The organism is Klebsiella sp. D5A, assembly GCF_001620885.1.
In the GTDB taxonomy this organism is placed as follows: Bacteria; Pseudomonadota; Gammaproteobacteria; order Enterobacterales; family Enterobacteriaceae; genus Klebsiella; species Klebsiella variicola.
The window spans coordinates 285,067-306,902 of the sequence record NZ_LOAR01000006.1 but is presented as its reverse complement, the minus strand read 5'-3'; the positions used below and the strand labels follow the sequence as shown (position 1 = coordinate 306,902).

The 21,836-nt window shown below is 57.2% G+C and carries 18 protein-coding genes; 14 read left to right on the top strand and 4 right to left on the bottom strand.

Going from position 1 to position 21,836, the window contains the following annotated elements:
• Positions 1 to 6: 6 nt before the first annotated feature.
• The 3 genes from AS136_RS11030 to AS136_RS11020 are packed head-to-tail and all read left to right on the top strand — an operon-like array spanning position 7 to position 4,250.
• Positions 7 to 1,611, top strand: coding sequence for an aldehyde dehydrogenase (NADP(+)) (locus tag AS136_RS11030; protein WP_063266769.1), 1,605 nt, complete (start codon positions 7 to 9; stop codon positions 1,609 to 1,611).
• A gap of 15 nt (positions 1,612 to 1,626) precedes the next feature.
• On the top strand, positions 1,627 to 3,228 hold the full coding sequence (locus AS136_RS11025; protein ID WP_012542949.1) for an APC family permease: 1,602 nt from the start codon (positions 1,627 to 1,629) through the stop codon (positions 3,226 to 3,228).
• An 11-nt stretch (positions 3,229 to 3,239) separates the two neighbouring features.
• Positions 3,240 to 4,250: an Ldh family oxidoreductase gene (locus AS136_RS11020; RefSeq protein ID WP_048267421.1), complete on the top strand. Its 1,011-nt coding sequence runs from the start codon at positions 3,240 to 3,242 to the stop codon at positions 4,248 to 4,250.
• A gap of 28 nt (positions 4,251 to 4,278) precedes the next feature.
• On the opposite strand, the gene AS136_RS11015 is transcribed toward AS136_RS11020, so the two are convergent.
• On the bottom strand, positions 4,279 to 4,812 hold the full coding sequence (locus tag AS136_RS11015; RefSeq protein ID WP_016160244.1) for a GNAT family N-acetyltransferase: 534 nt from the start codon (positions 4,810 to 4,812) through the stop codon (positions 4,279 to 4,281).
• A 32-nt stretch (positions 4,813 to 4,844) separates the two neighbouring features.
• Between AS136_RS11015 and AS136_RS11010 the strand changes: the two genes are divergently transcribed.
• A complete protein-coding gene (locus AS136_RS11010; RefSeq protein ID WP_063266768.1) occupies positions 4,845 to 5,681 on the top strand; it encodes a GNAT family N-acetyltransferase in 837 nt (278 codons plus the stop codon).
• Positions 5,682 to 5,684: 3 nt separating this feature from the next.
• Here AS136_RS11010 and AS136_RS11005 read toward each other — a convergent pair whose 3' ends face one another.
• Complete coding sequence (locus AS136_RS11005; RefSeq protein WP_063266767.1) at positions 5,685 to 7,046, bottom strand: MFS transporter; 1,362 nt, start codon at positions 7,044 to 7,046, stop codon at positions 5,685 to 5,687.
• Positions 7,047 to 7,225: 179 nt separating this feature from the next.
• Entirely contained in the window at positions 7,226 to 8,140 is a 915-nt protein-coding gene (locus AS136_RS11000) for a GntR family transcriptional regulator (protein WP_008807558.1), read from the bottom strand.
• A gap of 136 nt (positions 8,141 to 8,276) precedes the next feature.
• On the opposite strand from AS136_RS11000, the gene AS136_RS10995 reads away from it, so the two are divergent.
• The 10 genes from AS136_RS10995 to AS136_RS10950 all read left to right on the top strand — a co-directional run bounded on the left by AS136_RS10995 (position 8,277) and on the right by AS136_RS10950 (position 19,473).
• Complete coding sequence (locus tag AS136_RS10995; RefSeq protein WP_022065573.1) at positions 8,277 to 9,299, top strand: zinc-binding alcohol dehydrogenase family protein; 1,023 nt, start codon at positions 8,277 to 8,279, stop codon at positions 9,297 to 9,299.
• 11 nt (positions 9,300 to 9,310) lie between these two features.
• The gene (locus tag AS136_RS10990; protein ID WP_063266766.1) at positions 9,311 to 10,756 is read left to right on the top strand and encodes a tagaturonate reductase; all 1,446 of its coding nucleotides are present in this window, start codon (positions 9,311 to 9,313) and stop codon (positions 10,754 to 10,756) included.
• Positions 10,757 to 10,889: 133 nt separating this feature from the next.
• Positions 10,890 to 13,655: a sigma 54-interacting transcriptional regulator gene (locus AS136_RS10985; protein ID WP_063266765.1), complete on the top strand. Its 2,766-nt coding sequence runs from the start codon at positions 10,890 to 10,892 to the stop codon at positions 13,653 to 13,655.
• Between the two features lie 99 nt (positions 13,656 to 13,754).
• Positions 13,755 to 14,177: a PTS sugar transporter subunit IIA gene (locus AS136_RS10980; protein WP_012542942.1), complete on the top strand. Its 423-nt coding sequence runs from the start codon at positions 13,755 to 13,757 to the stop codon at positions 14,175 to 14,177.
• Between the two features lie 14 nt (positions 14,178 to 14,191).
• Entirely contained in the window at positions 14,192 to 14,662 is a 471-nt protein-coding gene (locus tag AS136_RS10975; RefSeq protein WP_012968994.1) for a PTS sugar transporter subunit IIB, read from the top strand.
• A 16-nt stretch (positions 14,663 to 14,678) separates the two neighbouring features.
• On the top strand, positions 14,679 to 15,458 hold the full coding sequence (locus AS136_RS10970) for a PTS mannose/fructose/sorbose/N-acetylgalactosamine transporter subunit IIC (RefSeq protein WP_008807552.1): 780 nt from the start codon (positions 14,679 to 14,681) through the stop codon (positions 15,456 to 15,458).
• On the top strand, positions 15,436 to 16,287 hold the full coding sequence (locus tag AS136_RS10965) for a PTS system mannose/fructose/sorbose family transporter subunit IID (protein WP_012542940.1): 852 nt from the start codon (positions 15,436 to 15,438) through the stop codon (positions 16,285 to 16,287). Before AS136_RS10970 ends, AS136_RS10965 begins: the two co-directional genes overlap by 23 nt.
• A 12-nt stretch (positions 16,288 to 16,299) precedes the next feature.
• Positions 16,300 to 17,361: an SIS domain-containing protein gene (locus tag AS136_RS10960; protein ID WP_043875835.1), complete on the top strand. Its 1,062-nt coding sequence runs from the start codon at positions 16,300 to 16,302 to the stop codon at positions 17,359 to 17,361.
• Between the two features lie 17 nt (positions 17,362 to 17,378).
• The gene (locus tag AS136_RS10955) at positions 17,379 to 18,389 is read left to right on the top strand and encodes an SIS domain-containing protein (RefSeq protein ID WP_008807549.1); all 1,011 of its coding nucleotides are present in this window, start codon (positions 17,379 to 17,381) and stop codon (positions 18,387 to 18,389) included.
• A gap of 133 nt (positions 18,390 to 18,522) precedes the next feature.
• Positions 18,523 to 19,473: an Rpn family recombination-promoting nuclease/putative transposase gene (locus tag AS136_RS10950; protein WP_162823402.1), complete on the top strand. Its 951-nt coding sequence runs from the start codon at positions 18,523 to 18,525 to the stop codon at positions 19,471 to 19,473.
• A gap of 60 nt (positions 19,474 to 19,533) precedes the next feature.
• On the opposite strand, the gene opgB is transcribed toward AS136_RS10950, so the two are convergent.
• Positions 19,534 to 21,825: a phosphatidylglycerol--membrane-oligosaccharide glycerophosphotransferase gene (gene opgB, locus AS136_RS10945; protein ID WP_012542938.1), complete on the bottom strand. Its 2,292-nt coding sequence runs from the start codon at positions 21,823 to 21,825 to the stop codon at positions 19,534 to 19,536.
• Positions 21,826 to 21,836 lie beyond the last annotated feature (11 nt).

The window sequence follows — 21,836 nt, the reverse complement described above, 5'->3', positions numbered from 1 at the left end:
GTCACTATGAATGCATCTCAGACCATGGCGGGACGGCAGTTTATCGCCGGACGCCGTATTGCCAGCGGTGAGGCGACGCTATTGAGCCTGCGGGCGGTGGACGGCGAAGCCACCGGCCACCGCTTTTATCCGGCTTCCCGTGAGGAAGCCGCACTGGCCGCAGAAGCCGCGCAGGAGGCCTTTGCCGTCTATTCACAAACCACGCCGCAGCAGCGGGCGCGCTTTCTCAACGCCATTGCTGATGAACTCGATGCGCTGGGCGAGCCGTTTTTTGCTATCGCCGGGCAGGAGACCGCGCTGCCGCTGGCGCGGCTACAGGGAGAACGGGCGCGCACCAGCGGCCAGTTGCGGATGTTTGCTGGCGTGATCCTGCGCGGCGATACCTTCGCCGCCCGTATTGATACCGCCTTAGCCGACCGTCAGCCGTTGCCGCGCCCGGACCTGCGCCAGTATCAGCAGGCGTTAGGGCCGGTGGCGGTGTTTGGCGCCAGCAACTTTCCGTTGGCCTTTTCTACCGCCGGCGGCGATACCGCCTCGGCGCTGGCGGCTGGCTGCCCGGTGGTGGTGAAGGCCCATCCGGGCCATATGGCCACCGCCGAGCTGACCGCCGAGGCGATCGTCAGGGCGGTGGTACGGTGCGGTTTACCCGGCGGCGTATTCAATATGATTTTCGGGACCGATATCGGCGCCGAATTGGTCCGTCATCCGGCGATTCAGGCCGTTGGCTTTACCGGTTCGTTAGCCGGCGGTAAGGCGCTGTATCAGCTGGCGCAGCAGCGCCCGCAGCCAATTCCGCTGTTTGCTGAAATGTCGGCGATTAACCCATTGATTATTCTGCCGCAGGCGCTGCAGACGCGGGCCGAGGCGCTGGCAAACGAGCTGGTGGCGTCATTCACCCTCGGCGGTGGCCAGTTCTGTACCCGTCCGGGGCTGATTCTGGCGCTGCGCGGCGCCGGGCTGGAACGCTTTAAGTCGGCGCTGTGCGCGGCGGTAGCGGGCTCCACGCCGCAGGTGTTGCTCAATGCGCCGACCCTTCAGCACTACCGTCAGGGCGTGGCGGCGCTTGCGGCGCACCCGCGTATCGAGAAGTTGGCGAGCGGCATCGCCGCCGGCGCCGGGCAGGCGCAGACCCTGCTGTGGCAGGCTCAGGTCGAAGATCTGCTGGCGCAGGATACGCTGCTGCAGACCGAAGTTTTCGGCCCGTTATCGCTACTGGTGGAAGTGGACGACGTGGCCCAGCTGCAGGCGGTGGTGAAAGCGCTGCAGGGTCAGCTCACCGCGACGCTGCATGCCGAGGCGGATGATGGCCCGCTGGCGGCGAGTCTTCTACCGCTGCTTTGTGAGAAGGCCGGACGGGTGCTGTTTAACGGTTATCCCACCGGCGTGGAAGTGTGCGATGCGATGGTCCACGGCGGCCCGTGGCCGGCGACCACCGACGCACGCGGGACCTCGGTCGGCAGCCGGGCGATTGAGCGTTTTCTGCGCCCGGTCTGTCTGCAGAACGCGCCGGCTGCCCTGTTACCGCCGGCGCTGCAGGATGCGAACCCTTTGAACCTGCTGCGCCTGGTCAACGGCCAGTGGACCCGGGAAGCGATTTCCTCCTCTCATTGACGCAAGGGCATCACCATGACCATTCACACTACGCATAACAGTCAAACCCGCGTTGCTGAGTCGGGTAAGTTTAAAAAACAGCTGACCCTGACCGATCTCACCTTTATCGGCCTGGGGGCGATATTCGGCTCCGGATGGTTATTCGCCGCCAGCCACGTGGCCTCCATCGCCGGTCCGGCCGGGATCGCCTCGTGGGTGATCGGCGGCTTTGCAGTATTGCTGCTGGGGATTGTCTACTGCGAGCTGGGGGCGGCGCTGCCGCGCGCCGGCGGCATTATTCGCTACCCGGTCTTTTCCCACGGTGAGCTGATGGGCTATCTGCTGGGGTTCATCACCCTGATCGCTTTCTCCAGCCTGATCTCGATTGAAATTGTCGCCGCCCGGCAATATGCCGCCGCCTGGTTTCCGGCGCTGACCCAGCCGGGTTCCAGTTCGCCGACGCTGCTGGGGTGGGTGGTGCAGTTCCTGCTGCTCTGTTTCTTCTTTGCGCTTAACTACTACAGCGTTAAGACCTTCGCCCGATCGAACAACTTCATCAGCGTGCTCAAGTTTTTGGTGCCGCTGCTGGTGGTGGTGACGCTGTTCGCCTTCTTTAAACCGGAGAACCTGCACGCGCAGGGGATTGCGCCATTCGGCATGTCCGGGGTGGAAGCGGCGATCAGCGCGGGCGGAATTATCTTCGCTTATCTGGGACTGACGCCGATTATCTCGGTGGCCAGCGAAGTACAAAAGCCGCAGCGGACTATCCCTATTGCGTTGATTTTATCAGTGGTGCTGTCGACGATTATCTACGTGCTGCTGCAACTGGCGTTCCTTGGCAGTATCCCCACCGAAATGCTGAACGGCGGTTGGGCCGAGGTGAGCAAACAGTTCTCGCTGCCGTATCGCGATATTGCCATTACCCTCGGCATGGGCTGGCTGGCCTTTATGGTGATAAGCGATGCGATCATCTCCCCGAGCGGCACCGGCAATATCTATATGAACGCGACGCCGCGGGTGATCTACGGCTGGGCGAAGGCGGGTACTTTCTTTAAAGCCTTTACCCATATCGATAAAGCGTCCGGGATTCCGCGTCCGGCGCTGTGGCTGACCTTCGGGCTTTCAATCTTCTGGACGCTGCCGTTCCCCTCCTGGGAACAGCTGATTAGCGTGGTGTCGGCTGCCCTGGTGCTGAGCTACGCCATCGCTCCGGTGACCGCCGCCGGGCTGCGCCGCAACGCGCCGGATCTGCCGCGGCCGTTCCGCGTGCGCGCCTTCGGCATCATCGGCCCGGTATCGTTTATGATCTCGGCGCTGATTGTCTACTGGTCAGGCTGGAATACGCTCTCGTGGCTGTTGGGGCTGCAAATCGTGATGTTTGTCGTCTACGTGATGTGCAAAGGTAAGGTGCCGGAACATACCGTGAGCCTGGCGCAGCAGGTGAAGTCTTCGCTGTGGCTGATCGTGTTTTATGCGTTGATTATCCTCTTTTCCTGGCTGGGCAGCTTCGGCGGGCTTAATGTTATCGGTCACCCCTGGGATACGGTGCTGGTGGCGGCGATGTCGTTGGGGATTTACTACTGGGGCGCGCGCAGCTGCCTGCCGCAGGCTAACTTTAGCGGAGACGAAGAAGAGTAAAGGAGAACAGTATGGAGTCGGTAACTCTATCGTTACCTGAAGCTTATGACCTGGCGCTGGAGGTACTCAGCGCCAATGGATTTAGCGCCGACCACGCGGCGGCGATTGCCCGCAATGTGACCGCCGGGGAACGCGATGGCTGCGCTTCCCACGGCCTGTGGCGGCTGTTGGGCATTGTCGATACCCTGCGCAAAGGTAAGGTATCGCCCGATGCCGAGCCGCAGATCCATGACCAGGCGCCGGCGATTGCGCGGGCGGACGCCGGGGGCGCTTTTTCACTGCTGGCCTACGAGCGCGCGCTGCCGCTGCTGCTGGAGAAGGCGCGGCAAAACGGCATTGCGGCGCTGGCGATTAACCGCTGCGTCCATTTTTCCGCGCTGTTTGCCGATATCGAGCCGTTGACCGAGGCAGGGCTGGTGGGGCTGGCCTGCACGCCAAGCCACGCCTGGGTCGCCCCGGCGGGCGGCACGCGTCCGCTGTTCGGCACCAACCCTATCGCCTTTGGCTGGCCGCGGCGGGACAAACCGCCGTTTATTGTTGATATGGCGACCAGCGCCGCGGCGCGCGGCGAGATCCAGCTGCATCAGCGTGCCGGCAAAGCGCTACCGGAAGGCTGGGGAATCGACAGTCAGGGACAGCCAACGACCGATGCCGCGGAGGTGCTGAACGGCGCGATGTTAACCTTTGGCGGCCATAAGGGCTCGGCGCTGGCGGCAATGGTTGAGCTGCTGGCCGGGCCGCTTATCGGCGATATGACCAGCGCCGAATCGCTGGCGTGGGATAACGGCGCGGGTGGGCTCCCCTACGGCGGCGAGCTTATCCTGGCGCTGGATCCGCAGCGCTTTCTCGGCGCGCAGGCACAAGAGCAGCTGGCGCGCGCCGAAACGCTGTTCAATGCGATGCAGGATCAGGGGGCGCGGCTGCCGGGCGAGCGGCGTTTCGCCTGCCGTCAGCAGAGTGAGCAGCAGGGGGTTACCATCAGCCGTTCATTGCATGATGAGATTTGCGCCTTGCGGCCATAGTAAAGCGCGGAGCGCGGCGGGCCGACCATCAGAGCGACAGGCGCATGGCGCAGCGCGACTCGGGCGGCAGGCCGTGCCGGGTCTCCTGTTCCCTTTTTGCCGCCAGTCCGGCAGGCAGGGTCAGCTCATCGAGCATGGTGAATCCCAGACGGGTATAAAACGGCGCATTCCACGGCACCTCGCGGAAGGTGGTGAGGGTTACCGCCGGGTAGCCCATCTGCTGTGCGCCCTCAATAACCTGCTTCAGCAGCATCCGGCCGATGCCCTGATGCTGCCAGTCCTGATGGACGGCGACTTCGACGATAAATAACGCATCGTCGAGCGGTTCGGTCAGAATAAAGCCAATCGGCTGCCCGGCGGCTTCCGCCAGCAGGCTATGCTCGGTTTCCAGATAATCATGATGACGCGCAACGCTAATCACCTCGCTGTCCGCCAGCCAGGCGAGAGAGGGGATCTGGCGAAATGCCTGGGCGGCAGAACGTTCAATGGTGGGCAGAAGGGCGATATCGCTCTCCTGAGTCAGGCGTAATACGGCACCGGCAGTTATAGTGTTAGTTTTCATCACCTCAGCATAGCAGCCTTCGGGAGAAAAGTATGGAGCTGACCGCCGTTCCCGCCACGCAGTTCAGCAGCGTGCAGTTAACGGATATTCTCAACGCCTGTTTTGAAGCCTATCTGGTGCCTGTTACCCAGTCGGTGGCGGGATTTGTACAGCGTTTCAGCGCCGAGGGGATGAGCCTGATCGATTCCCGCGTCTGGCTGGCCGGAGATGAACCGGCGGCGATCGCGATTGTCGCCCGCCGGGGAAGTGCCGCTCGCCTGGCGGCCTTTGCCCTGCGCCCGGCCTGGCGCGGCAAAGGCCTGGGCCGGGAACTGATGCAAGATCTGCTAATGCTCCTGCAACAGCAGGGGGTTGAGACGGTATCTCTGGAGGTGATCCGCGATAACCATGCGGCCGTCGCGCTATATCAGACGCTGGGCTTTACGCGACGCTACGGGCTCTGCGGCTACCTGAGCAATGAACCTCTGGCTCCGGTAGCGGGCGTATTACAGCTTTATCCCACCCTGGCCCTGCTACGGCGCGCCATTGACGAGAGTAACAGTCAGCTCCCCTGGCTGCTGGATCCGCTCACCTTCGCCACCCTGCCATGTCAGGTCGTGACGCTGGAACAGCGCGCCTTCGCGGTTCTAACGACGGCGGGGTTACGGCCTGTACTGCAATTTTTGTGGGTGGAGCCCGCCGCCCGCCGTCAGGGGCTGGCGCGTGAGCTGCTGGTGACGCTGGCGCAGCAGTTCCCGGGTGTGGGGACTGCGGTGACGGTCCCGGAAACGTTTACACCGCTGTTTGCCGCGGCGGGATATGCGCCGCTATCGCTGCAACAGTATGAAATGAGCGCAACGATGAATGCCCTGCGGTCAGCAGGGCGTTAAGATTCAGTCGTTACGCGGGTCACTAATCGGCTGGCGAACCAGGAAAATGTAGGCCAGTGCGCCGAGAGCGGTCACACAGCCGCATATAACCAGTGCCAGCTGGAAGGAATGGGTGGTATCGACAATAAATCCGGTCACCACCGGTGCGAATGAAGCGCAGATAAAGCTGGCGAAATTCTGAATACTGCCGACGGAAGCCGTCATTCTTGATGCTACAGCGACGTGGATCAACCCCCAGCAGGACGTTCCGGCAAAATGAATGCAGAACAACGCCATACCGATTAACAGTACCGCCGCGATTGAGGTGGTGGCATGCGGCACGATCAGCGTAAACGCCGCGGAGCAGAACATCCCGGCAATAATGCAGATCTTGCGGCTTTTGATCGGGGCCATGCCGCCTTTGACCAGCCAGTCGGTGACGTAGCCATTGATCAGCATACCGGCGGCACCAAACAGGAAAGGAATGGCGGCCATAAACCCGGTACTTTTCAGATCGAGGTTATACGCCGTTTGCAGGTAACCCGGCAGCCATGCCAGATATAGCCACGCGGTATAGTTGATGCCGCTGAAGCCGAACATCATTCCCCACATGGTTTTGTTTTTAAACAGACTGCGCCATTCGGCAAAGCTCAGCGGGTCGCGGCGCACGTTGACGCTTCCGGCATTAAGGTAGGCCTGCTCATCGGCGGTGATGGGGATATCCTCCCGGTTGCGATAAAGCATATACCAGCCGATAGCGACAAAGATCCCCAGTACGCCGATGGTAATAAACATCCAGCGCCAGCCCATCATCAGCATCATCGCGGCAAGGATCGGCGGGCTGATCGCCACGCCAATCGTCGAGGCGGCGTTAAAGAAGCCCATTGGGCGACCGCGCTCTTTAATATTAAACCAGTCGTTGATCACCTTGACGCCGCACGGGTTCATCGGCGCTTCGCCGATCCCCATGCCGATACGCACCAGGACAAACTGCGTAAAGCTGTGCACCATCCCGGAGACCGCCTGAAATAGCGACCAGAAAAACATGCCCAGCCCCAGCATGATGCGTGGACCTTTGCGATCCAGCAACGGCCCGCAGGGCAGTTGCGCAATGCCATAGGCCAGAGAGAAAACCGATAACAGCGCCCCGATTTCAGTGGCGGTAAGCCCTAACTCCTCGCGAATCGTTAAGTTCGCAACGGACAATGAACTTCGGTCGAGGTAGTTAATCACCGCCGCCAGAAATAACAGAATCATTGCCGTTGTTTGAATCTTTTTAATACGAGAACTACGTTGTAGTGTATTTTCTAAGGGAACTGAAAGGGTTTCCGCTTCCCCCTTTTTAAAGTCGGTCTGCGGGTCTATGGTTATATTTTGTGATTCCACGCCTGACTCCTGATTATTATTTTTGAATACCAAGTGACAACGAAGGGGGTAAACATCACCCACCTGTTTCACAGTAAAGTAAGTCGACTTGTTTTCAGCATAAATAACCTTTTTGAGGGCGCCGGATTACGTTTTTGGATTTGTGCTGTTGCTAATCATTTTCTGTTTTTAATCGGTACTTAATGTGCCAGCGATTCACTTTGCTTGAGAGAGTTAATCATGGATTGCTTCGCGGAGTTCAGGTGGTTACGTAGCGCCAGGTTGGCATCCAGATCGCTGCGACAGATGAGTGCGCTCAGGATCGTCATATGTTCATCAATGGCGATGATATTGCGCTGTTTAAGGTCACTTTCATCCCACTGATAGTGGAAGTGAAAGATCACGGAAATAATTTCAAGTGATTGATTAAAAAATATATTATCAGCAGCGGAAAGCAGCAGCGAATGAAAATCACGATCGAGCTGGGAGAACATACGAAAGCTGTTGCCGATGCTGTCCCGCAGGGTGCGGTGGCGCTCGAGCAGGGTTTTGGCCTGCAGCCAGCGGGCATCGCTGTCCGGCAGATTAAGAAAATGTTGAAGTGCGTGGGTTTCCAGCATTTCCCGCAATTCGAACAGTTGCTCGGCCCAGGATTGCTCAAATTTTTTCATGTTCCACTGGCCGCGCTTTTCGCTTTCAATCAGGTTGTAGCGGCTGAATTTCAGTAAAAATTCTCTGACCACGACCGGGCTGACGCCCGCGGCACGCGCCAGTTGCAGTTCGGAGAACCGCTCCCCGGCGCGTAGCTGACGCTGGTTAATCATGGTAAAAAACGCTTGTTCAAAGAGACGGTTTTGTTCGGTCAGCGAGGCGCTGGAACCATCGAAGCCGTCCTGTACTTCCGGCTGACGAAGGATCTGGTAGTCGTGATTGACCTGGCTCAAGACGCCGCGCTCGCATAAGTGGCAAAGGATATGGCGCACCGTGGTGCGGCTGATGTTATACATCTCCGCCAGTGCGCTTTGCGAGGGTAGCGGCGAGGGGATAAAGCCACGCGCCATATCGTTGATGACCTGGTTAATAACATTGTGACGTAGGTTTTGTGAGCGACTCATAACGTTTTCCTTTTTTATCCATTAAAGCCGGATTTAAAACAGTTTTGTGCGCGACATTTCACAGATTTTGCAATGAGTTTCACTCTGTTTCTATTTTTCATCGATATCTAAGCCAACAAATACGGAGGCAATTATTATGACATCGATGAATACTTTAGTGTGTCAGGAACCTAAAAAACTACACTGGGAAAAACGCCAGATTCCCATTCCCGGCGATGATGAAGTGCTCATTAAAATAAAGGCAGTGGGGATTTGTGGGACAGACATTCATGCATGGGGCGGCAATCAGCCTTTTTTTAGTTATCCGCGTGTTCTTGGACATGAAATATGCGGTGAGATAATTGGGCTGGGTAAAAATATTCTTAATTTGAAGAGCGGCCAACAGGTTGCTGTGATTCCCTATGTCGCCTGCCGCCAGTGTCCGGCCTGTCTGAACGGCCGGACAAACTGCTGCGAGAAGATTTCGGTGATCGGCGTGCATCGGGACGGCGGGTTTAGCGAGTATCTCTGCGTGCCGGTAAACAATCTGCTGGTGGTGGATGACGTCGACCCTGAAGCCGTGGCGTTGATTGAGCCATTCGCCATTAGCGCCCACGCGGTGCGTCGTGCCGCTATCCGGGCAGGGGAGCAGGTGCTGGTGGTCGGCGCGGGCCCGATTGGGCTCGGGGCGGCGGCGATCGCTAAGGCTGACGGTGCGCAGGTAGTAGTGGCGGATACCAGCCCGGCGCGGCGCGATCATGTGGCACAGCATCTCGGCCTGACCACCCTCGATCCCTCCGATCCGCTGTTTATCGAGCAACTGTCTGCCACGTTTGGCGGTTCTCTGGCGCAGAAAGTGATTGACGCGACGGGAAATCAGCAGGCGATGAATAACACCGTTAATTTAATCCGTCACGGCGGCAGCATCATTTTTGTTGGTCTGTTTAAGGGGGAACTGCAGTTCTCTGATCCGGAATTTCATAAGAAAGAGACGACGATGATGGGCAGTCGTAATGCGACGGAAGAGGACTTTGCCAAGGTCGGGCGGCTGATGGCCGAGGGGAAAATCACCGCCAGGATGATGTTAACCCACCGTTACGACTTCAAATCGCTGGCGGAAATTTACGAAAGCGACGTGATTAACAATCGTCAGCTGATCAAAGGCGTTATTCATTTTTAGCAGGTAAGCTTATGAAATCGTTAAACCGACAAGATTTTCCCGGGCCGCAGTACCCGACGCGCGCGATTCAGTTTGGCGAGGGCAACTTCCTGCGGGCATTTATTGACTGGCAGCTGGATCTGCTGAATGAGCAAACCGATCTGGCGGCGGGCGTGACCATTATTCGCCCGATCAACACCGCGTTTCCGCCGTCGTTAAATACCCAGGACGGACTCTATACCACGATCATTCGTGGGTTGAATGAACGCGGCGAGGCGGTGAGCGAATCGCGGATTATTCGCTCCGTTAATAACGAGCTCAATCCCTGGCAGGATTTTGCCAGCTATCTGGCGCTGGCTCGTAATCCGGCGATCGCGTTCGTATTTTCAAATACTACCGAAGCGGGTATTAGCTATCATGCCGGAGACCGGCCTGACGATAAGCCGCCGGTTAGCTTCCCGGCGAAGCTGACCCAACTGCTGCTCGAACGTTTCCGCCATTTCAATGGCGCTGCGGATAAGGGGTGGACGATTATCCCCTGCGAGCTGATCGACTACAACGGCGAAGCGCTGAAGGCGCTGGTGCTACGCTACGCCAAAGAGTGGCAACTGCCTGCGGCTTTTCGCGACTGGGTTGAGACCGCCAATACATTTTGTTCGACGCTGGTTGACCGCATCGTCACCGGCTATCCGCGTGAGGATGCGGAAAAGCTGGAGGCGGAGCTGGGCTACCATGATGCTTTCCTTGATACCGCCGAATACTTTTGGTTATTCGTCATTCAGGGTCCGCAGGCGCTGGCGGAAACGCTGCGGCTGGATCGCTACCCGCTTAATATCCGCATCGTAGAGGATATCCGGCCCTATAAAGCGCGCAAGGTTGCCATTCTTAACGGTGCGCATACCGCGCTGGTGCCGGTAGCATGGCTGTGCGGGGTGGATACCGTTGGCGAAGCGATGCAGGACGAAGCCATTCGCCATTATGTACAGCAGACGATTGATGAAGAGATTATCCCGGCGCTCGATTTACCGGCCGAGGAGCTTCGTCAGTTTGCCGATGCGGTCACCGGGCGCTTTCTTAATCCCTATATTCGCCATCAATTGCTCGCCATCGCCCTGAACGGCATGACTAAGTTCCGCACCCGGATCCTGCCGCAGCTGCTGACGACAATCCGCCAGCACGGCGCGATCCCGCCGCGGCTAACGTTTGCCCTGGCGGCGCTTATCGCCTTCTATCGCGGCCAGCGCGACGGACAGGTGTATCCGCTGCAGGATGATGACGTCTGGTTAACCCGCTTCTCGCAAGGATGGAAGCAGGTGGCGAACGGGAGCCCACTGCATGGACTGGTGCTGGAGGTTTTACAGGATAACGCGCACTGGGGCGAGGATCTGACGGCTATTCCCGGCCTTTCCGACCAGGTCATGCGCTATCTGGAAATGATTTTGCGCTCAGGAATGCGGGAGGCCCTGGCGCGGCTGTAACGGTTTTGTTATGCGGCGTCCGCGGATTTGGGCGCCGTTTTTTTGTGCTCCGAACCGCAAAAAGTGAATTTAGCGCCAACGCCTGGTGGATTTCCCGCATCATAAGCCTCTGTAAGGTGAAGAGGGGGATGTCATGCGTAAAACGGAACTGTTGGCTTTTCTGCAAAATCAGACCGATTTTTTCGATCCGGATAACCTGAGCGAGGTCTTCACCGCTGGCTACCTGGCTCAGCGTTTCGCGATGCAAAGAAATACCGCCAGCCACTATCTCAATCAGTTGGTGGCCCAGGATGTGCTGGTGAAGATCAATACTCGACCAGTCTATTTCCTGCATAAGGCCGCCTTCTGCCAGCAGTTCTTCCCTCTTTCCCGCAGCGAGTACGCCAGCATGGCGGAGCTGCTCGCAGAGAGCGACCGGCAGCCGGAGCAGGCGGATCATTTCTCATTGCTGACCGGCCATGACGGTAGCCTGCGCAAGCCTATCGAACAGATGAAAACCGCGCTGTTTTATCCCAACGGTGGGCTTCCGCTGCTGATCGTTGGCGACAGCGGAACTGGCAAGAGCTATATGGCGGAGCTGATGCATGAGTTTGCTATCGCCCAGGGGCTGCTGCCGCCCGATGCGCCTTTTGTCAGCTTTAACTGCGCCCAGTATGCCAGCAACCCGGAGCTGTTGGCCGCCAACCTGTTTGGTTACGTCAAAGGCGCGTTTACCGGCGCGCAGAGCGATAAAGCCGGGGCGTTTGAAGCGGCAAACGGCGGCGTGCTGTTTCTCGACGAAGTCCACCGCCTGGATGCGCAGGGGCAGGAGAAGCTGTTCACCTGGCTGGACCGTAAGGAGATCTATCGGGTGGGGGAAACGGCGCAGGGGATGCCGATTTCGCTGAGGCTGGTGTTTGCCACCACCGAAGATATTCACAGCACGTTTCTGACCACCTTTATTCGTCGTATCCCGATCCTCGTTAGCCTGCCTGATTTACAGACCCGCAGCCGCCACGAAAAAGACGCGCTCACGCTGCAGTTTTTCTGGCAGGAGGCGCGCACGTTGGCTACCCGGCTGCAGCTGACGCCCCGGCTGCTACAGGTGCTGACGCACTATGTTTATCGCGGTAACGTCGGTGAGCTGAAGAATGTGGTGAAATACGCCGTGGCGTCGGCCTGGGCCAGGTGTCCGGGCAGCGAGATGCTTACCGTGACGCTGCACGATCTGCCGGAAAATATCATGGCTGCGACGCCAGCGCTCAGTGAAGCGATGGGCCAGCAGGAGCCGCTGCTTATCGAGCCGCAGACCAGCCTGGTCTGGCTGCTGCGCGCGCGCGACCCGATTCAGGGGCTGATTTACGATACTCAGTGCCGCGTTCTCGCGCTGTATGAGGCGGTGCAGAGTAAAAAAACGCTCTGGGAAGAGGCGCAAAAAAGCATGGGCGAGGAGATTGAAACCCTCTTCGATCGGCTGATTTTCGATAATCACGATGCCAATAGTTCGCATATGCTGCTGCTGATAACGCATCAGGTGCGGGAGGAGTTTTATCGCCTTGAAAAGCGCTTCAATATCCAGTTTAACGGCAACTGTATCTACGCTTTAAGCCACTACCTGATACATCGTTCCCGGCAGGGGCCTTCCACGATGAGCAACGAGAAAAGCCGCCTGCTGGAGGATTTTCTGGCGCAGAAATATCCGCTGCTGTATCGCTTTTGCGAAGAGATCCTCGCTGCGCTGGCGCTGAAGCTGGACATTGAACCCCGGCGCATTGACCTGCTGCTGCTGGTGCTGTGGTTACATAAAAATGGCGCCATCAGCCAGCAGCAGGTGACCCGGGCAATTATCCTCGCCCACGGTTACGCCACCGCCAGCAGCATCGCCAACGTGGCGAACCGGTTGCTGAAAAGCCAGCTGTTTGAGTCATTCGATATGCCGCTCGACGTGACGCCGGAGGCTATTGCTAACCAGGTGATGGCCTATATTGAGAGCCACGCTCTGGCGTCAGGGTTGATCATTCTGGTCGATATGGGATCGCTGAACGCCATTCATCGCCATTTTAATCGTCGGCTGAGTACGCCGATGGCGATAATTAATAACGTCTCGACCGGGATGGCGATGTACGTTGGGGAGCGCATTTTGCAGGGCGTTATGCTGGAAGATATCGTCCGCGACATCGGCGATGACCTTGCGGTTGAGCACCAGCTCTATTACCCGCAAACCGATAAACCGCGGGCGATTCTTACGACCTGCGCGACCGGTCTGGGCGCGGCAGCGAATCTGTCGGCGCTGTTAAAAGCCAGCATTCCTGAAGCGCTGGGGATCGATATTGTGGCCTGTGATGTGGAAACGCTCGCCGATCCTGCGCGGCGGCAACCGATGCTCAGCCGCTATGAGGTGCTGGCGATCGTCGGTACCCTGGATCCGCAGCTTGCCGATCTGCCGTGGATCTCGCTGGATTCGCTGATTTCCGGTCAGGGCAGCCGCCCGCTGATGCGTATCTTCGGCGAGCTGACCTCCTCTGAACAAGTCAGCGAGATCAATAACCTGATCCTGAAAAATTTCTCGCTGCGCCGGGTGATCGAGTCGGTGACGATCCTCGATACCGCAAAGGTCATCAATCAGGTCGAGCAGTTTTTACTGCGCTATGAGCATCTGGCCGGCTGCGACGTGCCCAACGATCGCAAGGTGGCGCTGTATGTGCATATCAGCTGTCTGATAGAGCGCCTGATCCGCAACGCGTCGCCATCCCATTATTCCGGAAGGCAGTGTCCGCAGAGCGAGCTGGCGACGCTCCGCGAGGCTTTTAGTGTCATAGAGAGCGGGTATAGTGTCAAAATCCCCGTCGTCGAGCTCTGCTACATTCACGATATTCTGACGCGGGAAACGGAATTTATTCAGGAAGATCAAGAGTTTTAGTTCCCTCAGTCCGTTCGTCTTTGCGCTAACCAGCGCGCCACTGTTTCTGGCACGCCGGTTGCAATTAAGAAAGCAGTGGAATGCGCTTTCGAGGTAAGGATGAAACGACACTATATTTTTGCCAGCCATGGCACCTTTGCTAACGGTTTGCTGAACTCCGTGGAGCTAATCCTCGGTAAACAGCCGGATATTCATACCCTGTGCGCCTATGTAGAAGAGGAGTCCGATCTCACGCAGCAGGTGGAGGCGCTACTGGCGCGTTTCCCGGCGCAGGATGAGCTGATAGTGATTACGGATATTTTTGCCGGTAGCGTGAATAACGAGTTTGTGCGTTTTTTATCACGCCCACACTTCCATTTATTATCCGGTTTAAATCTGCCGTTAATTATTGACTTGCTGATTTCCGCAGCGGAAGAGAATACTGAAAAATTAATTACTGAAGCATTAACCAGCGCCAAAGAGAGCATTCAGTACTGCAATCAAACGATTGCCAGTGCGATGACTATGGATAAAGACTTCTGAAATGAGGAAGCATGATGATTACGTTATTAAGGGTAGACCATCGATTACTTCACGGCCAGGTGGCCTTTTCCTGGACCCAATATGTCGGCGCCGATTGCATTTTGATCGCCAACGACAGTGTCCCTGAAGATGAACTGCGGAAAACCACCATTAAGCTTGCCAAACCGCCCTCGGTAAAACTGGTGATTAAAAATATCAATGATGCTATTGAGGCGATAAAAAGTGGGGTGACCGATAAATATAATTTATTTATTGTCGTGGAATCGGTCAATGACGCCTGGCGTATTGCCAGCGCTATCGGGGAAATAAAAAGCATAAATCTCGGTGGAATTAAGGCTAAAGAGGGCAGTAAAAATATCTCTAAGGCGATTAATTTACTGCCGACAGAAATAGAGCAGCTACAACAACTGGTGGGGAAGGGCGTCGAGGTGGAGATTCGCCAGGTCCCGAACGATCGCAAACAGCTTTTTACGGAATGCGTGTAATTCCGGAGGACAGATTATGGTAGAGGCTCTCTTACTGGGTCTGGTGGCGTTTATCGCGCAATCGGAATATGCCTTAGGGACGTCGCTGATTTCCCGGCCTATCGTCACCGGGCTGCTGACCGGACTGGTGCTGGGGGATGTACAGACCGGCGTCATTATGGGCGCGACGCTGGAGCTGGCGTTTATCGGCTCTTTCTCCGTTGGTGCCTCGATCCCGCCCGACGTGGTGACGGGCGGTATTCTCGGCGTGGCGTTCGCCATCACCTCCGGCGCGGGCACGGAAACGGCGCTGTTGCTCGGCCTGCCTATCGCCACCCTGACCCTGATCCTGAAAAACGTTTATCTGGGGATGTTTATCCCGATGCTCAGCCAGAAGGCGGACGGGTATGCGGAACGGGCGGATACGCGGGGCATTGAGCGGATGCATCTGATTGCCGGCTTCGGGCTGTCGCTGATGCTGGCCACGGTGGTCACCGTTTCATTCCTGGTGGGCAGCAACGCGGTGAAATCCCTGCTCGATACCATCCCGGAATTTATCAAACACGGGCTCAGCGTCGCCACCGGCATGATCCCGGCGCTCGGCTTCGCGATGCTTGCCAGGTTGCTGATTAACAAGAAAGTTGCGCCGTACTTTTTCCTCGGCTTTGTGCTAATGGCTTATTTGAAAATCCCGGTGACCGGCATCGCCATTCTCGGCGCCATCGTGGCGGTGGTCATGGTTAACGTCACCGCGTTGAATTCACCTCGTACGACGACAGAACAAGGAGTCAGCGATGACGACGAAGACGATTTCTGAAGAGACCCTGCAACCGCAGGAGCAGGAAGAAACCCGGATTACGCCACGAGATTTACGCCGGGTGTTCTGGCGCTCCTTCCAGATGGAGTTCTCGTGGAACTATGAGCGGCAGATGAATCTCGCCTTTGTTTACGCGCTGATTCCGGTGCTGAAAAAGCTCTATCCGCGCAAAGAGGAGCTAGCCAGGGCGCTGAAACGTCATCTGGTGTTTTTCAATACCACGCCGCATATCGTCACCCTGCTGCTGGGGATCACCACGGCGATGGAGGAGAAAAACAGCCAGCAGAAAAACATGGATGCCACTGCGATTGATAACGTCAAAGCCTCGCTGATGGGGCCGCTGGCCGGGCTGGGGGACTCTTTCTTCTGGGGGACGCTGCGCCTGATCGCCACCGGGATCGGCACCAGCCTGGCGCTGAAGGGCAACATCCTCGGGCCGATCCTGTTTCTGCTGGTGTTTAACGTGCCGCACATTCTGGTGCGCTGGTGCTTTACCCGCTGGGGCTACGTGCTGGGAACCGGGGTCCTGCAGCGGATCCAGAAGAGCGGAATGATGGAGAGCCTGACCTACGGAGCGTCGATTATCGGCCTGATGGTGGTCGGGGCGATGACCGCCTCAATGATCGATATCACCATCCCTCTCTCCTTTGGTGCCGGAGAAGCCAAAACTCAGGTGCAGGACATTATCAATGACATTCTGCCCTGCATGCTGCCGCTGGTGAGTTTTGGCATCGTCTACTGGCTGCTGGGACGGAAAGTTAAACCGCTCTCAATTATTGGCGGCATGGCGCTGGTGGGCATTCTGGGTTCGTGGATCGGATTGTTTTAACGGGAGTGAGTTATGCGACCAACAATGATGACCTATATCAGTGAAGAGCCGGCCTGCCTGGCGCAGATCCTGCGTGGCTACCGGCAAAAGCTGGCGGCGATTGAGACCTTTGCCCGCCAGCACCCGGTACGCCGAATTTTGCTGCTGGCGACCGGATCGTCGCTGAATGCCGCGCTGTGCGCGCGCTATTTCTTTGAACAACGCTTCGGCGTGCTGGTTGACATTAAAGAGCCGTACAACTTTATCCATTACGAAGCGATCGACCCGCATACCGATCTGGTGGTGGCGATTTCACAGAGCGGGAAAAGCGCGTCAACGCTGGAGGCGATGCGTAAGGTACAGGCCTCAGGACTGCCGGTGTTTGCCCTGACCTCCGACCCGCAAAGCCCGATAGCCCGCGCTTGCGATGGCGTTCTGGATATCAATACCGGGATCGAGAGCGTAGGGTTTGTGACCCGCGGTTTTAGCGCGACGGTGCTGAATCTGTTGCTGATAGCGCTGATCATTGCTCGTCAGCAGGGGAAAGTCAGCGAGGTCGAGGAGCAGCACTATCTCGCTGAATTCCAGCGGCTGCTTGCGGCGATCCCGGATGTTATCGCCCGCACCTCGCGCTTTATCGACCGGTATAGCGAAACGCTGCGGAGCGGGGAGCGCTTTGTCGCCACCGGCTACGGTGCGCTGGTTGGCGTGGCGAAGGAATTTGAAACCAAATTTACTGAAACGGTGCGCGTGCCTTCCAGCGGCTTTGAGCTGGAAGCCTATATGCACGGTCCCTATCTGGAAGCCAACGCCCGCCATGTGATGCTGTTTATTGAAGATGCGCCGGATGCGCGAACCCGGGCGCTGCGGGACTATATGGCGCCGTCCATTGCCCGGGCTTTTACGCTAACGCTGAGCGATGACGAGGATGCGCAGACGCTGGCGCTAAACTGTCCGTGCGAGCATCACCTGGCGCCGCTGTTGCTGATTGTTCCCGTCCAGATGCTGGCCTGGCATACCGCCGGACTGAAAGGCATCGATCTGGCTAAACGTATTTTTGACGATTTTGACCGCGTATTAAAAAGTAAAATCTGAATATTCAGGAGAAAACTATGTTGGGTTTTAATCAGGACGAGTACCTGACCAGTGCTCGCGAGATCATCGCTGCGCGTAAACAGGCTGAAACCGTGGCCGACGATATTTATGACAGCGGCTGCAGCGCATTATTTTTTGCCTCGGTAGGCGGTTCTCTGGCACCGATGATGGCCATTAATGAGTTTGCCAAAGAATTAACCAGTGTGCCGGTATATCTTGAGCAGGCGGCCGAATTAATTCATCGCGGACATAAAAAATTAAATAAAGATGCAGTTGTCGTAACGTTATCTAAATCCGGTGATACCAAAGAGTCGGTAGCTATTGCCGAGTGGTGCAAGGCGCAGGGGATCCGCGTGGTGGCTATTACCCGTCATGCCGACTCGCCATTGGCCGCCGCCGCCAGCTGGCATATTCCGATGTGCCACAAAAACGGTGTGGAATATGAATATATGCTGCTGTACTGGTTATTCTTCCGCGTTATTTATCGTCACGGCGAGTTTGAAAATTATGCGCGATTTGCCAGCCAGCTCGAATTACTGCCGGAAAATCTTCTGCAGGCCAAACGCCAGTTCGATCTCCAGGCGGATAGCATTGCCGCACAATACCACGACTGCGACTATATGATGTGGATTGGCGGCGCGGAAATGTGGGGCGAGGTTTACCTGTTCTCAATGTGTATTCTCGAAGAGATGCAGTGGAAGCGGACGAAATCCGTGAGCTCGGCTGAATTTTTCCACGGCACCCTGGAGCTGCTGGAAAAAGAGGTCCCGCTGTTTCTGGTGAAAGGAGAGGGGAAATGCCGGGCGCTGGACGAGCGCGTCGAACGCTTTGCCGAAAAGATAACTGACCATCTGGTGGTGATCGACCCGCGCGACTATCCGCTGAACGGCATTGATGACGCGTTCCGCTGGATTATGGCGCCGTGCGTGGTGTCCACCCTGCTGGTGGATCGGCTGGCGGCCCACTTTGAACACCATACCGGCCACGACCTCAATATCCGCCGTTACTACCGTCAGTTTGATTACTAAGCCATGTTGATGGCGGCCAGCCGGGCTGGCCGCCATGCTATTCTCCGAGGCGCTTCCCAGAAAATTATCGTCAAATCCATTCGGGTAAAAACCGGTGGTAGAGTCCGGCTTTCCTTCTCTTTCAGGCAAGCGGATGGCCATGAAAAAACGGATGACCTCGACGCCGCACGATGCGGTCTTTAAACGATTTCTTCGCCACCCGGAGACGGCGAATGATTTCCTCGCCCTCTACCTTCCCGAAGCGATCCGCCAGCAGTGCGATTTCGCTACCCTGAGACTGCAATCGGCGAGCTTTATCGATGAGGATCTGCGCGCCTGGTATTCGGACGTCCTCTGGTCGGTGCAAACTACCTGCGGTGCGGGGTATGTTTATGTGGTGATAGAGCATCAGAGCTCACCGGATAACCATATGGCGTTTCGCCTGATGCGCTATGCGATTGCCGCAATGCAGCGCCATCTGGATGCCGGGCACAAAACGCTGCCGTTGGTGGTGCCGATGCTTTTTTATCACGGTGTGACCAGTCCATACCCCTTTTCCCTCAACTGGCTGGATGAATTTGCCGACCCGCAGCTGGCGAAGAGGCTCTACGGCAGTCAGTTTCCATTGATCGACGTCACGGTCATGCCGGACGATGACATCGTGCAGCATCGGCGGGTCGCCCTGCTGGAGCTGATGCAAAAACATATTCGCCAGCGCGATCTCAGCGGCATAACGGAGTCGTTGGCGGCCGTTGTGATGCTGGGATACACTAACCGTCGGCAGTTGAGAATGCTGTTTCACTATATGCTGCAGTACGGTAATACGGCCGAGCCGGGCGTGTTTCTCCGCCGGCTGGCCCGCCGTCTGCCACAGTATGAGGAGACACTGATGTCTATCGCGCAAAAGCTTAAGCAGGAAGGTCGGCAAGAAGGTCGGCAGGAAGGTCGACTAGAAGGCCGGGAAGAAGGGCACCAGGAGGGCTTGCAGGAAGGAAGCCGGCGCGAGGCGCTGCGCATTGCCGGCAGTATGTTACAAAATGGCCTCGACAAAGAGATGGTTCAGAAAATCACTGGACTGTCGGCTGATGAACTACAGCCGCTGTAGGGTTAACGCCCTGCCACGGCAACCGTTGCCCGGCGCGGAAACCCGCCGGGCAGGATGGTTTTAGCCTTCACTTTTCACCACTTTGATCTCCACCATGCCGATCCCCAGCTGACGTGGGGAGTGACCGAGGATATTGCCCTCGTTGGTGGACTGCGGGTCCGGCGGAGTGATGGTCAGGGTGTTGCTGCGCGACGGGTTGTCGAAATGCAGCGTCGTAGTGGTCACATCATTGGCCAGCGTAAGCACTTGCTCACTTTCACCTACCCGCACCGGGATCGGCTTATTGGCGTTTGGGCCGTAAGCTTTGGCGGTGATCACCAGATCAAATTTTTCCGGTAGCGGCTCTTTATATTCAATCTTCACGTCGCTGCCCAGCTGGGCATTGGACCACCGACCCCAGGACTCGGGACGCGAAATGCCGCTGAACTGCTTGACCTCTTCCGGGGCGCCGGCGACGTTAAACACGAAGCTGTCGGCCTTGTAGCGAATATCGTTGTCGACGACTTTTAGCGTATCGACGTTCCCCTTATAGCGCTCCATATCGATAAGGGTATCCCTGAAAGCGGTTTTGCCTTGCCACTGCGGCTTATCGACGTGCTGAACCTTTTGCTCACCGCCCAGCTGCCCCTGCGAGACGCACCAGTCGGTAGAGAGCGCGAGTTCAGGCGCCCACAGCTGCCCCATTTTATAGCAGCGATCGACCCAGACGAAATTATCCCGCGGCGCGAAATCGGCCAGCTGGAAGCGCAGCGGCGCGGAGTATTCGCTCTCCGGCAGCGGTTCAACGCGCTGGTTTGATACCCTGAGCAGTAGCGGCAGACGGAAATGGCTGCCGGAGAAGGCGATCATGTTCTTCTGCGAATCGATGGTGAAGTTTTTCATCTCTTTCGGGAAGTTCCACAGGCGGATCACGTCCGGTTTCCAGGCCAGGACCTTCTCTTTCATATTCATGAAAATACCGGAGAGCGACTGGCCGGAGAGGCTGCTGCGCCCGAGGCCGATATAGTTATCGCCGCCGAGAATATCGAGCACCGTCGCGCCGTTATCCATGGTGTTGCGTTTCACCGCCAGGGTCTCCTGCTGCGGTTTATCGCCGCGCAGGACGAAGAACAGATTGCTGCGATCGTGCTTGTTGAGGTAATCCCAGGCGCTGTTCTTCATGGCCAGGTGATCGGAAGAGACCACGATGACCGTGTTTTTGAAATAGGGTGAGGCTTTAATCTTCTCTATCAGCGCGGCGATATGTTCCTGGCTGCAGCTAACGGCGCTGAAGGAGAGGTTTTTCTTACCGTCCACGTCATAGCGTTTACGCTCGCAGGTGCGCGAGATAAAGCCGTCGGGGTGGTGGGTATCCACCGTCAGGGCGAACAGCGAGAAGCGTTTACCGGAGCGCGACAGCTCTTCGAATTTTTTCCACGTCTCATCGAGCACGGTGTCGTCATAGAAGCCCCAGTCGTTGCGATAGGCGGGATCCGCTACCGTAGTTTTGAGCTCTTCCGCCCCGTACAGGTGATCGAAGCCGTGGGATTTGAGAAACACGTCTTTGCCGGCAAAGCGCAGGTTGGCTCCCTGCACAAAATAGTTTTCATAGCCGGAGTTTTTCAGGATATCGCCAAGGCAGATATTCTGGGGAAAGAAGCTGGAGACCGAGGCCGAGGCGTTGCCTTCAAACGGCGCGAACAGCGGAATGCCGCACTGCGAGGCGACCATACCGGCGATGGTGTAATCCGTCCCCGGGAGCTGCATGGTATTGCTGAAATCGAGGCCCTGATCTTTTATTTTGCCGAGCTCAGGGGTGAGGTTAGGAAAGGCGTCGTTATCAAAATAGGTACGCTCGAGGCTTTCGCCATAGATATAGACCAGGTTCAGCTGTGGATTGTCGATACGCTTCGACGGCTCTTTGTAGTATGCGGCAAAGTCCGGGTCACCTTCCCGTGACTGCGATTTCACCAGCTCGCTGATCTGATGGAAGGCTGGGCTGGCATCCACGGAGGCCAGCGCCAGCAGCAGCGCCGCCAGGCTGTAACCGACGTGATGAGGATGATGCCGACGGCGGCGCAGCACCCAGCCCAGCGCGCCAAAGACGGCAACCAGCGCGACGCCCACCCCGACGCCCGGCAGAATGTATTTGCCGATCCCGGCGCCAGTCAGGCTGTTGGTCAGGGTATAGAGCACCGCGTCGTTGATGCCGTCGCCGGTAAAGTAGTCGCTGGCGTAGAGGGTGATATTCAGCACCACGAACAGACCTAACACCGTGAGCGTGGCGGCAAACCACCAGGTGTTACGACCCGCTTTCCAGGCATACAGCACCACCGAAGCTAAAAATAAGGCGATGGATAACAACTCTGACACAGCTCATCCTC

What these genes read in the sequence shown, in the direction of transcription:
- AS136_RS11030 (WP_063266769.1), top strand. Translation starts at nt 7, where the DNA reads ATGAATGCATCTCAGACCATGGCGGGACGGCAGTTTATCGCCGGACGC.
- AS136_RS11025 (WP_012542949.1), top strand. Translation starts at nt 1,627, where the DNA reads ATGACCATTCACACTACGCATAACAGTCAAACCCGCGTTGCTGAGTCG.
- AS136_RS11020 (WP_048267421.1), top strand. Translation starts at nt 3,240, where the DNA reads ATGGAGTCGGTAACTCTATCGTTACCTGAAGCTTATGACCTGGCGCTG.
- AS136_RS11015 (WP_016160244.1), bottom strand. Translation starts at nt 4,812, where the DNA reads ATGAAAACTAACACTATAACTGCCGGTGCCGTATTACGCCTGACTCAG.
- AS136_RS11010 (WP_063266768.1), top strand. Translation starts at nt 4,845, where the DNA reads ATGGAGCTGACCGCCGTTCCCGCCACGCAGTTCAGCAGCGTGCAGTTA.
- AS136_RS11000 (WP_008807558.1), bottom strand. Translation starts at nt 8,140, where the DNA reads ATGAGTCGCTCACAAAACCTACGTCACAATGTTATTAACCAGGTCATC.
- AS136_RS10995 (WP_022065573.1), top strand. Translation starts at nt 8,277, where the DNA reads ATGACATCGATGAATACTTTAGTGTGTCAGGAACCTAAAAAACTACAC.
- AS136_RS10990 (WP_063266766.1), top strand. Translation starts at nt 9,311, where the DNA reads ATGAAATCGTTAAACCGACAAGATTTTCCCGGGCCGCAGTACCCGACG.
- AS136_RS10985 (WP_063266765.1), top strand. Translation starts at nt 10,890, where the DNA reads ATGCGTAAAACGGAACTGTTGGCTTTTCTGCAAAATCAGACCGATTTT.
- AS136_RS10980 (WP_012542942.1), top strand. Translation starts at nt 13,755, where the DNA reads ATGAAACGACACTATATTTTTGCCAGCCATGGCACCTTTGCTAACGGT.
- AS136_RS10975 (WP_012968994.1), top strand. Translation starts at nt 14,192, where the DNA reads ATGATTACGTTATTAAGGGTAGACCATCGATTACTTCACGGCCAGGTG.
- AS136_RS10970 (WP_008807552.1), top strand. Translation starts at nt 14,679, where the DNA reads ATGGTAGAGGCTCTCTTACTGGGTCTGGTGGCGTTTATCGCGCAATCG.
- AS136_RS10965 (WP_012542940.1), top strand. Translation starts at nt 15,436, where the DNA reads ATGACGACGAAGACGATTTCTGAAGAGACCCTGCAACCGCAGGAGCAG.
- AS136_RS10960 (WP_043875835.1), top strand. Translation starts at nt 16,300, where the DNA reads ATGCGACCAACAATGATGACCTATATCAGTGAAGAGCCGGCCTGCCTG.
- AS136_RS10955 (WP_008807549.1), top strand. Translation starts at nt 17,379, where the DNA reads ATGTTGGGTTTTAATCAGGACGAGTACCTGACCAGTGCTCGCGAGATC.
- AS136_RS10950 (WP_162823402.1), top strand. Translation starts at nt 18,523, where the DNA reads ATGGCCATGAAAAAACGGATGACCTCGACGCCGCACGATGCGGTCTTT.